The organism is Halobacteriovorax sp. HLS (assembly GCF_004006665.1).
GTDB lineage: Bacteria > Bdellovibrionota > Bacteriovoracia > Bacteriovoracales > Bacteriovoracaceae > Halobacteriovorax.
Genome location: NZ_QOCL01000001.1, coordinates 198,436 through 212,451 on the forward strand (window position 1 = coordinate 198,436; position 14,016 = coordinate 212,451).

The window sequence follows — 14,016 nt, forward strand, 5'->3', positions numbered from 1 at the left end:
TAAAGGGTCTTCATAAAGGAAGACTTATATGGCCCTAAAGCTGTTTATCACATTAATGATGTTGATTTCGACAAGTGCTTTTGCGAATTCAAAGCAAAGTAAATTTGTCGTCAAAACATATGAGCTACTCCCTGCTTCAGTTAAGAAAGTCATCACTCTTGAAAATACACCAATTAAATTTACGAAACTCAATTCAGTGGGACTTAACTCACCTTGTGATGACATTCCTTTTATTTTTGGAAAGCACAGCGATGGGAAAATATATTTAAGTGAACAATTAAATCCATACTTACTTGCAAGTGAACAAGAAGACTTTAAATGTAAACATAAGTCTTTTTATAAAACAGCTGTCTCAACACTTTTACATGAATTCATTCATGCTTATGAAAACAAAGTTTCTGATAGAGATTTGCTTCACAATAAGGCCGAGTTTAAAGCGCTTGGTTTTTGGAAATTAAAATCTAAAAAAACAAAGAACTTGAATACATACTCTCAAAGGTCTCCTAACAAGTATGAGTACAGTTCTTTAAAAGAGTTTATTGCTGTAAATTTCGAATATTTTATTTTGGATAAAGAATATAAATGTAGAAGACCAAACCTTTACAGTGCTTTCTCAAGGAACCTAAATCATATTCCATTTAACAATCATGTATGTAAATCATTAAGAGAAGTTTCCTTCTCAGACACCCATAAAGTGGGATCAATTGATATAAACTTCGATAATATTAGAGAAATTCATTACCTCTTTGCTTCTAAGGGTAAAGCAATGATGAGTAGATGGGGACATAGTATGTTTAAACTTGTCTCTTGCCCTCTTGATTGGTCTTTAGAGAAGTGTAGAAAGAGAGGGACATTCACAGTAATTGGTTTTCTTGCTCAAGTCTCAGATGTAAATATTAATGCAATCAAAGGAATCAGAGGAGACTATCCAAGCGATCTTGTTATCACCGATCTAGATTCAATGAAAAGACAGTATAATAGGGCCGAACTTAGAGATCTCATGAGTCTTCCTATTAAATTCACTTCTTTGCAAAAAGAGAGATTCTTAAACCACTTAATAAGAGTCTATTGGGAATATTCAGGAAGATATTACTTCTTTACCAATAATTGTGCAGATGAAGCCTTTAAATTTCTTCAAGTTTCATACAACGATGATGAAATTTACAAAAAAAGAGTTTTAACACCCCTAGGGATACTCAATTTTGTAAAAAAGAATAATATAATATTCGATTACAAATTCGATGAAACGAAAGTGAATATCTCCAAGGGTCTTCTTTACGAAAGCTTTAAATCAAAGTTAGATAGAAGTTATAAAGCTTTATATTCAAATTATAAAGATGTATTAAAAATTAGAATTAAGAGACCAAGTGTTAATAGAAATCAAAGAAAGTTTGCACCTGAATTCTCTTATATAGATAGTATAGAGAAATATACAAATCTTGATACATGGAAAAGACGAGAGTTCATTGAAGAAATTCTTAAAACAGCGAAAAAGAAAAGTATATTAAACCTATTTGCCGTTGAATCCCAGGCCCATTATGTAACAGGGAACCTGCTACTAAATTCAATGCAGTCAAAATCTCAAAAAATGTCAGACATCGAAGATGCTAAAGAGATTTTTCCAAAGATTGTTGAATTAAAAAACACTATTATATTTGGAACAAACTCAAATAATAGTGGCTATGGAATTCCTCAAGAAGGTGATCTTACACAAGTTGTATCTGATGACTCTTACTACGCTCAAGAGGAACTGGCCCAGCTAAAAAAAGACTTACAATCAATTTATAAAGAAGTTTTTCAAGATGAGTTTTCTCAGCTTGAAGAGTCAAATATTAATAAGTTAATAATTAAGAAGGCCCTTAAAAATGTCTTATAAACACACAATGGAGAAACACATGAAAAAATTATTAGTAACAGCTATTTTATTAGTAACTGCTGCACAATCACTTGCTCATGAAAGAACAAGATGTAGAACAACTAGAGATTCTTATGGAAGAAGAGTTGAAACTTGTAGAACGACAAGTCACTCACATCGTCACAATCATGCAGACTATGGAGATGGATTCTTTGATGGAATGCTTGCTTCTTCTTTAATTCTTCTAACAACTTCTGATGCGGCAGATGATGATTATAATAGAGACTTCATTGAATCAGAAATAACTTTTGCTCTTGCAACAGCAGAAGGCTCTTCATTAGAGCTTACTAGTGCATTACAAAAGCTAGTTGATGAGACTAGAGCAGCGAATGAAGATAAGGAACTTTCTGATGAAGAAATTCTTGAAGCTTACTTAATTGAATTATCTAAGTAATTTATAAAGGCCTTCTTCGGAAGGCCTTTTTTAATAGTCATTTATATACCAATCTTTAGACACTGATCAAATTACATACACTTCACACCACTTAAGTTACTGATTTTACCAAACACCCTTGGCATAAGCTTTGCTTTAATAAGAGTATGAGAAAACTACTATTACTTATTCTTTTAATTAGCTCAATAAGCACTCTTGCCTATGATGGTGGTTACGAATGCTCTTCAAATAATAAACTCCATTTTAACAAACAGGCACAACGCCTTATCGATGCTAAAGATTATTTAATTAAAGTAGAAGAGATGATCGAAAATGGAAATATTGGTCAAATTGATAAACAACTCGATCAAGCGGATCAACTGCTAACTCAAATTCAACTAGAGTTTAAATCTAGTAATTACTGTCATTCTCTTTCAAAGAATATGGAGTATATGACTTTGAATATTTCAAAGTACCAGCTTCAATCTAAGATATTTAGATCAAAATTTAATGCGACTGACTCATGTCAATTTTCAATAGAGTTGATTAAAAAGAAATTAGAAGATACTAGATCCCCTGCTTCGAGTGGGTCATCAATTAGCTATTTAAATTTGTCAAAAAGTCTTAATAAGACAAATCTTCTATTAGCTTCAAATGAATGTAATAGTAACCAAAAAAGTGAGCTCTTTGCTCTATTCGATAGCCAGTCTAATTTATTAGAAGAGATTTATGAATCAATGAAGTAGATTCTACTATCTAGAAAAGAGAGACTTGAATCCGAAGTCAAAGAGAAACTTAGCTCCAACTTGTATTGAAGTTGTAGTTCCCAGTTTATCAAATGAGTATCTATCAATTGAAGTATAAAGATTAAATCCTCTATTCACTTTAAAGAAGTCAAAGCTTAGGCCATAAGCAAGACCACCCTTAGAAGAGTTCATCATGCCATAAATATCTTTAATAGAAGCTTCTTTTGCTGAGGTAACACCGTTTTCTAATGTATGATCTACCTTGTACAGCGCGTATCCAAACTTAAAGTACAATCTTGGATTAAGGTAGAGATTTAGCATAGCTGCGTAAGTCCCTTGTGTGTGAATTATTGTATTATCAGCACTATCATGCCTAATCTTGCCCTTTGCTTTAAGTCCAGAGTATGAAAATTCTATTCCAGCAAATCCAGAACGCATTCCAAAGAGATAGCCAACACCTAAACCAATGGGTTCAACATTATATTGTGACATGGGTTCGTAACTAACTTTAGAAAGATTACCATTCACCCCAAGGTAACTTAATCCAAATGTGGAAAAGCAAGAAAGAATACTTGCGAAAATTAGTACAGTTTTAAATCGGTAGGTCAAATGTCCCCTCCTTCTTATGATGTTACCAAGAAATGCTACATTTTTCCTTAAGGAAGACTTTTCCGATCGATGAAATCAACGATTAATACTTGCTAAAATAATACAGGTGTAAACAAAGAGAACCTAAAGGATTCCGATGCAAAAGCTTAATAGTCAACTACTTCTACTTACAATGCTCTTTCTAATAATGGGTTGTGTTGAAGAACCTATAGAGACCTTTTCAAATTTTGTGGTACAACCAGGCGATGTGGTTGTAACCAATATTACTAATGATTCAGTAGTCCTTCTTGATAGTACCGGAAACTTTAAAAGAGTTCTTTACGATGTACAAAATAATGTAGAGGTCCCATATGGAGTTGGTTGGAAGGCAGACACTCTTGAAGTCTTAGTTGCCGTTGATGGAGCAGACAGAGTCATGGCCATTTCAGCTGTTGATGGCAGTGCCAGGGCCCTTATTCAAACACCTTTTCTCTCCGGTTCAATACGAGGAGTAGCTCAACTCACAGATGGAAGCATAATTGTTGCAGAATCAAATGGTGTTGAAAAATTTGATACCAATGGAAATAGAATAACGACAGGCTTTCCTCTGACAGGTGGTATAAATAATGTTGAAAATGTTTACCCTAAAGCTGATGGAGGCTTCATTGTCTGCGCCAGAGGTGGTGACGTAGTTAGAACCTATACAGCAGCAGGCGTTTTGCAAAACTCCACGGCTTCAGGAATTGGTGGAACGACAGATGGCTATGGATGTACCGAACTCAGTGATGGGACAATAGCGACAAGCTGGTCTGGATCAACTGACACAGTTTCTATCTATAATTCGAGCCTCTCCTCCGCCTCAGCTACCTACAACGATACAACAACAGTCCCTTCTCCTCGTGGTGTTGCTCAGCTAGCTAACGGTAATCTTATCGTTGCAGACGCCACATATCATCACATTATAGAAATCAACCCTGCCGATGGATCTTTTGTTGGAACATTTTCAAGCTACGGCTTATCGAGCCCTAATCAAATTTATGTCATCCCAAATTTCTTATAAAAAAAGGACCCTTTAAGGGTCCTTCTATATTTAAGCAAATTTCTCTTCAACTAATAAATCTGGATGTTTTCTTTTCTCATTCACCCTTTGCACTGCCGCTTCAATTGTAGTATCAGGCACACGCTTAAGTTTCGACGCTAGCCCAACCTTGTCTAAACTCCAAATAAGCCATTTCCCCGGATCAAAGTGATGCCATTTAATTCCATTTCTATAGTCGGCCTGAAATGTATGATGAAAGTTATGATAGCCTTCTCCAAATGTAAATAAGGCCATTAATGGACTATCTTTAGCTGTATGAGATTCAGAATATGGAGTTGTCCCAACCATATGACAAAGAGAATTAATAAAGAAAGTAGAGTGATGAACAAAAACAATTCTACTAAAGGCTATTATTGCAAGACCACCAAGAAGACTTCCTAATAAGTAACCTACAAATGCTGGAAGAATAATTCCAGCAATTACAGCAATTGGAAGATAGTACTTATGCTGCCACATTACGAGAGGATCTTTCAAAAGATCTTTTGACATTGGATACTCTTCTTTAAACTTTGATGGTTCCTTAACAAGAATCCATCCCATATGGGCCCAAAAGAATCCTTTATTAATATTATATGGGTCTTTTTCTTTGTCACAGTGTGTATGATGTACTCTATGGTCACTTCCCCACTTTAGTAATGAGTTTTGAAAAGCAGCTGCTCCAAAAATGAGTAGTAAAAGCTTGACTGGTGTAGCGGCTTCAAATGCCTTATGCGAATAGAGCCTGTGATAACCAACCGTAATTGACATACCACAAAGAACAGTAAAGCAAAAAGCTGCTACAAACATGCTAGGCATAAATCCATCTATCTTAAAGTGATAGTAGCTTAACACTATTGCAGCGAGTGGCGTTAAAGTAAGAAATAATGTGTTTACCCAATCTATTTTAGTTTTATTTTCCACGATGTCCTCTATCGTAAAGGTTACTAACTATAGAAAGTGTATCGTGATAGAAGTGTTTACTTTGTAAAAGCAATGTAAAAGAGAAGCCCCTCTTTTAATTTTAGATACTTACATTTTTTGAATGCGGAGCTTCTGCTAATGGAAGCGTTATGACAAAACTAGTATTTACGCAAAGCTTATCTAGGTAAAGATCCCCTTCATGCTTATTTATTATATTTTTAGATATACTTAGACCAAGACCGGTCCCCTTTCCGACAGCTTTTGTTGTAAAGAATGGGTCCATCATCTTATCACAGATAGTCTTATCTTTGATTTGTCCACTATCGGTTACAATCAGACTTACAAACCCGATCTCATGCCTTAAATCGACTTTTACCCATTTCTCTTCATTATCACTAATAGCATCGTAAGAGTTATTTAAAAGGTTTATTAGAACTTGAGAAATTTGAACCGAATTTGCATTGATATAAGTTCTAGAATCATGGATATTATTCTTAATTATAATACCTGCATTTTTAAATCGACTCTCAGAGAAGTTAATTGTTTCTCTAATTATATCCTCTAGGCAGATATCTTCAAAGTCGACTCCCTTATCATCCCTAGAAATGAGCTTTAAACTTTTTACTATTTTTGAAATTCTAGCGATAGTCTCATCCATCTTTAAAAAAGATGCCTGTTCACTAGTAGCACCTAATCCCCGTTGAATTTTCTTACTCAGCATTTGAATTATGGCGAGAGGATTATTAATTTCATGAGCAATTGAACTTGCCATCTCGCCAACAGATGCAAGTCGCGCAGATGTAACAAGTACATCTTGTTGTTCAAGTAATTGCTGTGTTCGACTCTCTACCCTATCTTCTAAAGTTCTGTTTAGATCAATTATTTTTCTCTCAAAAGATATTTTATTTTTAAGAATAATCGCCAAGAAAATAATTGAGAAAGTTAAAAATATTAAAGAGGTAATTGTTAACCAGAATAATTGAGGAAAGTTTTTATAAAAATATTTAATACCGAAAGGACTATTTACAATAGTTGCTGAAGATTCAACATCTTTAGAAGTCATACCGAACTTTTTAAGAACATTAAAATCAAAATAAGTCCTAATAGGACTTTCACTAACAATTTTTAAATCATCTATAGGTGTTCCAGAAATATATTTTAGAGTCATTTCAGCTGCCATCTTTCCATGATCGTAACCACTTAGAAAAACGCCTCCAATGACACCATGATTGAGAAAAAAATCAAAGAACGCGTAAACAGGCCGTGAAGAGTGCCTAGAGAAGTTTCTCATATTTTCAGTGAAGTGATAGTATTTACCTTCTGAATCTCTCGAGTAAGCACCAAAAAGAGCAACACTACTTTCGTCAAAGTCTTTGGAAAGATCATAGACATCTTGCATTTTTAAATTTTCTAAATAAATAAATTCTAAAGGAAAGTTATTTTCGTTAACAACCTTTTGAAATTCTTTTTTAACAAACCTTCCACTTGCAGAGTGTATGGTGTTAATGAAGTAAACTTTCTTCAAGTTTGCATGGGTCTTTAAAATAAGTTCAATATTTTCTTTAAGTGGAAGGCTCTCAACAATTCCTGTTATATTCTTCTGCGTTTTTAAAATAGTTTCTTTGTAATTTAGATAACCATTAACTCCGGAAAAGAAAATTGGTGTATCAACGTTGAGTTTCTTTCTTAATGAAATTGCAAAGTGAAAAGCATTATCATCTGAAGTAATAAATGCCTTAACTTTCTTGCCTTTAAGTTTAACTTTATAGGTTTCAAGTAAACTATCTAGGTACTTATCTCCAATATATCTTTTCGTATCTAAATATTCTGATGATATTTGATGAGCAAATAATTTACTTAAAAGCGTTGTCCGAACACCATTATCAATTGAATCTGTCCAGATATTACCTCTACTATAAGAATGAAGGACTACAACCATTTCATCTTCAGCGATTAAACCTGAAGCAAATGCCGGAGCAGTAAGAAAAAACAAAGATATTAATAGAAGTTTCATCGTTAGCAATAATAGAACTACTACATCCTTAGGAAAAGTAAAAAAATAAAATTTAGATAATCTTAAGAAACAAAAAGAACTCTAACTATCGACTCTATCGGATAGTAGGGCCCAACGGCCGCCCCCCTCCGAACGAATCATATAACCAAATGAATGTAACTTTCTTCGAAGATTATACAGGTGAACATCTACAGTTTTTGGATGAACATTCGTACTTCCCCAAACTTTTTCTAGAATATCATTTCGAGTAATACTTCTATCATGAGAGTCTAAAAATAGTGAAAGTAACTGCTTTTGTTTTGCCGTTAAGTTCTCGATATCGTTCCCATCTAGACTAACGCTTTTGTGGCCAGACTCAATACTTCTAGGTCTACTCGCGCCTGATAACACATTTTCAATTTTTACTAATAATTCATTCTTCTTAAAAGGCTTCGTTAGATAGTCAAGAGCGCCTTCCTTAAAACAGAATCTTAAAGCATCAATATCATCAATAGATGAAACAATAATAAACGGAATATTTAGAATATTAGAATCTTTCGAATTTGTTAGAAAGTTAAGAAAGTTGCCATCTCCTAGCATTAGATCAGCGACGATCATATCTGGGAATTGAGAAGACTCAGCGCTTTCTAGTGTAGCGACAAAGTCATCCAATCGTTCAAAGTACTTTGTCTTATATCTATGATCTAAAGTCTGCTCATAAACAAATTGGCAGCCCTTATCATCTTCTAGTAACCAGAGAGACTTATCTTTCGCATTCATTAAATCAGACATTGAGAACCTTTATCTTAAGAGAAACCAAAAAGTTCTCTCCTTCGTTTGAACATGAAATATCGTACTTACTTGAGTTCAAAATAATTTCATGACCTAAATTCTTTCTAAATACTTTCGCACCAGGTGAAGAAGAATCATCAAGCTTTAAAAAAACAGCTTCATCCACTGGTAGCACGCTTTCTAGTGTAAACTCAGAATATTTAGAGTCAAGTACTTTTAGCTTTAACTTTACAACTGAGTCAACAAGTTGGCCTTTTTTAAGCTCTTCAAGATAAATGGCCATAAGCGAAAAGAGAACAGAATGGAGTTCTTCATTTGACGCATCAAGACAGACAGAATCATCGATTTCAGAAGTATCAAATTTTAATTTCTTAAACTCGTTCCAAAAGTGTACCTGTAGAGAATGGACAACATTTTCAAAAAGCTTCTTAGGACTTATTTGGCCAGTAATCAGAGAAGATTTTTTGATATAACTTCGATAAAAAGTAATAAGATCAGTAACTTCATCCAAGCTATCTTGTAGGCGATTAAGATATTTAATCCCTTCAGTATCAATATGGTTTTCTAGCTCTTCCACACAAAACTGCATAACATGAATTTGTCCGGAAATATCATGAGCTGCGACACTGGAAGATTCCAGCATTGCGTCAACATACTTTTCAATTTTTACTGTTTCCATATTCTCACCTATCTCTTTGTAATTGATATTATAAACTAAAAATCTATAAGCATCTAGTCGAAGTTTATTTGGAACTTAAAAAGACAATTTATTTGAGCTATGCTACAAAGTTTCTCATGAAAAAGGACAAAGTATTCGCCACAGAACTGGAATCAATTAAGAGTTTTGAGTTTAATCAGGAAGTCGCAGAGGTATTTGATGACATGGTAAGTCGTTCAGTTCCTTTTTATGACGAGATTCATCGAATAACCCTAGATCTAATCGATCGAAACTATAATGGCGGTGCCATTTACGACCTAGGATGTTCGACTGGAACAACAATCTCTATTATCGACAAACACTTCAAAGAAAAGAGCAGAAAGTCTCCTGATTATATTGGAATTGATAACTCTCAACCAATGCTAGAAAAGTGTGAGCAAAAGCTCTCTCAAAACGGTGTTCAAAACGTTAAGCTTGAGTGCAAGAATATTCAGGATGTTCAGTTCAGAAAATCTGGACTTGTTATAATGAACTATACTCTCCAGTTCATAAAACCCACACAAAGAGCTGACCTTCTAAAGAAAGTTTACAAGTCTTTAGACAAGGGCGGAATGTTTATCCTCTCTGAAAAAATCAAAAGCTCAGGTCACACTATTAATGACCTACTAATTGAGCTTTATTATGACTTCAAAAGAAGAAACGGGTATTCTGAGCTAGAGATTTCTCAAAAAAGAGAGGCCTTAGAAAATGTTCTCATTCCACTTACTCCAGAAAAACAAATGGAACAACTTAGAAAGGCCGGCTTCAAAAAAGTGGAAATGATTTTCAGATGGTATAACTTTGCCTGCTACTTAGGAGTTAAATAGTGCCATTAGACTATCTTCTGCCATACAAAGACAAAGTCGATCTCGATTTTCTATCGCAATTAAAAAGTGATTGCGACACTTGGATAGATAGAAAATCCAATAGTGATTTAAAGGCGCTACTTAAAAGCCTTCCAGAAGTGGAAGGACACGCAACAGACCTAGGAGTAGATGCGGTAGTCATAGGTAACCCCTCAGAAATTACCCCGCAATTAAAGGATCAATATATTCAAGCCGCCAAGGCCTTAATTCCATGGAGAAAAGGACCATTTAATTTCTATGGTGAATATATAGACGCTGAATGGAGAAGTGACTTTAAGTGGAATCGTTTAAAAGACCACGTAGACGATCTAGAGGGAAAAACTGTTTTAGATATTGGCTGTAATAATGGTTACTTCCTATTTAGAATGGCCCATCAAAATCCGGAATTACTTCTAGGGATTGACCCAGTAATCCAGTGTGAGACACAGTTTAAATTTTTACAACACTTTGCAAAGGTACCAAATCTTCATTTTGAGATGTTTGGAGTTGAACATATAAACTCATTTAAAGAAATGTTTGATGTCATTTTCTCAATGGGTATTATCTATCATCACAGACATCCTCTAGAGCAACTCATTAATATTAGGAATGCTCTTAAGCCAGGTGGTCAAGCAATTATTGAAACGATAGGAATCCCTGGAGATGAAAGTTATGCTTTATTTCCAGAAGATAGATACGCAAAAATGCGAAATGTCTTCTTTGTTCCAACATTAAGCTGCTTCATTAATTGGCTTAAAAAAGCAAAGTTCATAGATGTTGAAGTTGTGGCCGCAACTCCACTTACATTTGAAGAACAAAGATTAACAGACTGGTGTCCACCTCCAAGTCAATCGCTTGAAGATTTTCTTGATCCTAATGACCTCACTAAAACTATTGAAGGACATCCAGCACCAATGAGATTCTGTTTAAAAGCAAGGAAGAAGCCGGCACAAAATGCTAACCAGAACAACTAAACTTCTATTCATAGCATTAGGACTTTGCACACTTGTACTAGGGGTCATAGGCATTTTTCTACCAATTCTACCTACTACACCATTTGTTCTACTGAGTGCTTATTTCTTTTCTAAAGGTAGTGAGAAGCTACATTCATGGCTAATATCAAGACCAAAAATAGGAAAAATTATACAGGACTGGGAAAGAGATCGAGTAATTGGACCAAAGTCAAAATTGCTCGCGACATTTATGATTACTCTTCTTTTTAGTTACACTATTATTTTTGTAAATGTACAAGCATGGATAAAAGTCATAGTCGCATTAAGTGGACTCTGTGTTCTATTATTTATACTCACAAGAAATAGTTATCCTAAATCTTCTTAGCAAGAGTTGCTAACCATGGCCTTTGCTCTATTGGAACTCCCTCAGGTCTATAATAGTGGTGAATCAACTCAAAACCCGAGTCTTCTAAATATTTTCGGTAAGTTTCAATTTCCATGTAATTTCCCCAACGATCACCGCTCCAACCTTCTCTGTCCCCTCTTGGGTTAGAAGAAAACAGAATTCCAGACGGTCTTAGGCTTTTGTGTAACTTTTTTAAGACACTAGTAAGTTCCCTAGCGGGCACATGAAACAAGCTTGCATTGGCAAAGATTCCATCAAATGATTCTTGCGAAAGATCAAGGCTTAGAAAATTTTGGTGAAGAACTTCACAACTGGTTAGCTCCTTTGCCATAGCAACAAAATTCTCACACCCATCAAGGCCTACTACCCTGTGACCTAGCTTGAAAAAAGACTTTATATCCCTTCCTGGGCCACAACCAAAGTCTAAAATATCAAAAGGTCCATCTCCTTGAATATGACTCAGAAGAGATTCAATATTTTGTGTAACATCATGGTCTTTTGTTCCTTGCCAAAATTCTTTAGATTTACCATTATAGTGACCTAACGTTTGAGCAGTTATAACTCTCAATTTTCCATCTAATTCATCGTTCAAGGAACTCTCCATGAGTATAAAAGTGATTGATTCCATTAATGATATCAAAGAAAGTGATTGGAATAAACTGGTACATGAAAATGACCCCTTTAACCAATATCACTTCTTCAAAGCATTAGAAGATAGTGGCTCTATTGGAGCCGAAAGAGGTATTAAGCCTCAATATATACTCTCTTTCCAAGATAATGAATTAAAAGCTGCCATGGTTCTATTTAGCAAAATGCATAGCTATGGAGAATATATTTTTGACTGGGCCTGGGCAGACTTCTTTCAGCGAAATGCAAAGTCCTACTATCCTAAATTAGTTTCTCAACATCCGTACTCACCTGTGACTAATAGAACCTTTATATCGATGTGCTCTAAGTCAACCAATGAGTTATTAACTTATTTAAGTGATGTAAGTAAAGATTCCCTCTACTCATCAACTCATCTACTCTTTCTAGAATCAACTGAGTTAGAAATAATACCTATCAGTTTCAAAATACGTCATTCCTTCCAGTATCATTGGAAGAATGAAAACTACGACAGTTTTTCTCACTATCTAGAAACATTCAAAACAAAGAAAAAGAAACAAATACTAAAGGAGAGAAATACTGAATTACATATTAGAAATATTTCATGTGAAGAACTAGGTAAATACACTGATGAGTTTTATGAACTTTACCTAAGTACAGTTGATAAAAAAGGTGCTCATGCATATCTAAATCGATCTTTCTTTGCAAGTATTTTCAAAAATATGCCACAACAACTATTACTAATAGGGGCTTTTAAGGATGAAAGGCTGGTAGCAGCGTCATTATTTTTTAAAGGAAGAGAGAAGCTTTATGGTAGATACTGGGGCTGTCTTGATATGTATTCTAACCTACACTTCGAACTTTGTTACTATCAAGGGATAGATTATTGTATAAAAAATAAGATAGATATTTTTGAAGCAGGTGCTCAAGGAGAACACAAAATTCAAAGAGGGTTTAAACCTGTTTTAACTTATAGTGCACACTTTATTAACGATGATACACTTGCTAAGCCTATTTATCACTTCGTCGATGAGGAAAAAGAACAAACGAAATTCTATATTCAAGAGTTATCTAAGAAACTACCCTTCAAAAAAATTACTTAATCTACTTGCTATCATTCACTAGCTTACAGAAGTTTTTCTCAAAGACTTCCAGACTATGATACTGCATGACATACTCTCTGGCCTTAGTGCTGTAGAAATCATAATTTGATAATATCTTTTCAATCCTATCATGATACTTTTGCCCATCATTTAAGTCTTCAGGCGACATAACAAAGTCTTCTATTTCCTTTTCCAACTCAAATGCATATCCAACTCGATTCATTACAATTGGTACACCACATGCCATCGCCTCTAAAGCAACAAGAGAAGCTGATTCAAATCGACTAGGAATAACGACAATTTTATGGGATTGATATATATTTACAATATCAAGATCAGGAGTTGACTCAATCCAGCGACAGTTAAAATCAGGTCTTATATCTGTTACACAAGTCAAATCATCTCTGATAAAGCTGAGTTTTTTAAGTAAATCAAAGCCTTTTACCCACTCTTTAAAGGTCCCGACATTCAAAATCCCACTCCTATCAATATGGTCAACAGGTTTAAATTTAGAAGTGTCAACGGGGTTAAGTAATATTGAGCTAACGATAATATTTTGCTTTCTAAGTTGCGAAGCATTGAACTGTGAAACGGTTACTATCTTCTTATTTGCACAGTCTTTAACCTGAAGTGCTCCCTGCCAAGTAAGACTTAAATAGTACTTCAAAGAAATTTGAGATTTCGTAAAATCTCTAAGACCAATGTAAGAGCCATGAAAAATATTGATGACATTTGGATGTTCAATCCCAAGATTAAACTCTCCATTACAAATAATCAGATCATATATAGACGAATCTATATTACAAAATCTATTTGCTGTGATTGTTGGTAATCCAAAAACCTTAGATTTAAGTCTTAGAAGTGTCGAGACTTCTCCATCTGTAGTTAAGTATTCAACTTCATGGCCATTCTTAATTAAAATTGACTCAATCAATTGATTGTAACTTTCTACCCCTCCAGGGAAGTTCTTAAAAGGTGTGACTATTAAAACTTTCATTTA

Annotated in this window: 15 protein-coding genes; 8 read left to right on the forward strand and 7 right to left on the reverse strand. The window is 34.5% G+C overall.

Annotated features, from left to right (window positions below; all coding sequences use genetic code 11):
• Window positions 1–28 precede the first annotated feature (28 nt).
• From DPQ89_RS00980 to DPQ89_RS00990, 3 genes are all read left to right on the forward strand, one after another.
• Window positions 29–1,876 (forward strand): DUF4105 domain-containing protein, encoded by a 1,848-nt coding sequence (locus DPQ89_RS00980; RefSeq protein ID WP_127714245.1) that lies wholly within the window; start codon window positions 29–31, stop codon window positions 1,874–1,876.
• A 19-nt stretch (window positions 1,877–1,895) separates the two neighbouring features.
• Window positions 1,896–2,309 carry a hypothetical protein gene (locus DPQ89_RS00985; protein ID WP_127714247.1) on the forward strand — a complete coding sequence of 138 codons (414 nt, stop codon included), beginning with the start codon at window positions 1,896–1,898 and terminating at the stop codon, window positions 2,307–2,309.
• A gap of 146 nt (window positions 2,310–2,455) precedes the next feature.
• Entirely contained in the window at window positions 2,456–3,034 is a 579-nt protein-coding gene (locus DPQ89_RS00990; RefSeq protein ID WP_127714249.1) for a hypothetical protein, read from the forward strand.
• A 6-nt stretch (window positions 3,035–3,040) separates the two neighbouring features.
• Here DPQ89_RS00990 and DPQ89_RS00995 read toward each other — a convergent pair whose 3' ends face one another.
• Window positions 3,041–3,643, reverse strand: a complete 603-nt coding sequence (locus tag DPQ89_RS00995; protein ID WP_127714251.1) for a hypothetical protein — start codon at window positions 3,641–3,643, stop codon at window positions 3,041–3,043.
• Window positions 3,644–3,779: 136 nt separating this feature from the next.
• On the opposite strand from DPQ89_RS00995, the gene DPQ89_RS01000 reads away from it, so the two are divergent.
• A complete protein-coding gene (locus tag DPQ89_RS01000) occupies window positions 3,780–4,682 on the forward strand; it encodes a hypothetical protein (protein ID WP_127714253.1) in 903 nt (300 codons plus the stop codon).
• Window positions 4,683–4,712: 30 nt separating this feature from the next.
• Here the strand turns inward: DPQ89_RS01000 and DPQ89_RS01005 are convergent, their stop codons facing one another.
• The 4 genes from DPQ89_RS01005 to DPQ89_RS01020 all read right to left on the reverse strand — a co-directional run bounded on the left by DPQ89_RS01005 (window position 4,713) and on the right by DPQ89_RS01020 (window position 9,085).
• Window positions 4,713–5,621 (reverse strand): fatty acid desaturase, encoded by a 909-nt coding sequence (locus DPQ89_RS01005; protein WP_127714255.1) that lies wholly within the window; start codon window positions 5,619–5,621, stop codon window positions 4,713–4,715.
• 100 nt (window positions 5,622–5,721) lie between these two features.
• Entirely contained in the window at window positions 5,722–7,635 is a 1,914-nt protein-coding gene (locus DPQ89_RS01010; RefSeq protein WP_127714258.1) for an ABC transporter substrate binding protein, read from the reverse strand.
• An 81-nt stretch (window positions 7,636–7,716) separates the two neighbouring features.
• Complete coding sequence (locus DPQ89_RS01015; protein ID WP_127714260.1) at window positions 7,717–8,406, reverse strand: response regulator transcription factor; 690 nt, start codon at window positions 8,404–8,406, stop codon at window positions 7,717–7,719.
• Window positions 8,399–9,085 carry a hypothetical protein gene (locus DPQ89_RS01020; RefSeq protein ID WP_127714262.1) on the reverse strand — a complete coding sequence of 229 codons (687 nt, stop codon included), beginning with the start codon at window positions 9,083–9,085 and terminating at the stop codon, window positions 8,399–8,401. Before DPQ89_RS01020 ends, DPQ89_RS01015 begins: the two co-directional genes overlap by 8 nt.
• Before the next feature lie 116 nt (window positions 9,086–9,201).
• On the opposite strand from DPQ89_RS01020, the gene cmoA reads away from it, so the two are divergent.
• From cmoA to DPQ89_RS01035, 3 genes are read left to right on the forward strand one after another with little or no spacing between them, the layout of a single operon-like run.
• Window positions 9,202–9,930 (forward strand): carboxy-S-adenosyl-L-methionine synthase CmoA, encoded by a 729-nt coding sequence (gene cmoA, locus DPQ89_RS01025; RefSeq protein ID WP_127714264.1) that lies wholly within the window; start codon window positions 9,202–9,204, stop codon window positions 9,928–9,930.
• Window positions 9,930–10,922 (forward strand): tRNA 5-methoxyuridine(34)/uridine 5-oxyacetic acid(34) synthase CmoB, encoded by a 993-nt coding sequence (gene cmoB, locus DPQ89_RS01030; protein ID WP_164848207.1) that lies wholly within the window; start codon window positions 9,930–9,932, stop codon window positions 10,920–10,922. Before cmoA ends, cmoB begins: the two co-directional genes overlap by 1 nt.
• Window positions 10,903–11,286 (forward strand): YbaN family protein, encoded by a 384-nt coding sequence (locus tag DPQ89_RS01035; protein WP_127714268.1) that lies wholly within the window; start codon window positions 10,903–10,905, stop codon window positions 11,284–11,286. The genes cmoB and DPQ89_RS01035 overlap by 20 nt, the downstream gene beginning before the upstream one ends.
• Here DPQ89_RS01035 and DPQ89_RS01040 read toward each other — a convergent pair.
• Window positions 11,273–11,911 (reverse strand): class I SAM-dependent methyltransferase, encoded by a 639-nt coding sequence (locus DPQ89_RS01040; protein WP_127715034.1) that lies wholly within the window; start codon window positions 11,909–11,911, stop codon window positions 11,273–11,275. The genes DPQ89_RS01035 and DPQ89_RS01040 overlap by 14 nt on opposite strands.
• On the opposite strand from DPQ89_RS01040, the gene DPQ89_RS01045 reads away from it, so the two are divergent.
• Complete coding sequence (locus DPQ89_RS01045; RefSeq protein WP_127714270.1) at window positions 11,910–13,016, forward strand: peptidogalycan biosysnthesis protein; 1,107 nt, start codon at window positions 11,910–11,912, stop codon at window positions 13,014–13,016. The genes DPQ89_RS01040 and DPQ89_RS01045 overlap by 2 nt on opposite strands.
• A 1-nt stretch (window position 13,017) precedes the next feature.
• Here the strand turns inward: DPQ89_RS01045 and DPQ89_RS01050 are convergent, their stop codons facing one another.
• Complete coding sequence (locus DPQ89_RS01050) at window positions 13,018–14,013, reverse strand: glycosyltransferase family 4 protein (protein ID WP_127714272.1); 996 nt, start codon at window positions 14,011–14,013, stop codon at window positions 13,018–13,020.
• Window positions 14,014–14,016: the final 3 nt, after the last annotated feature.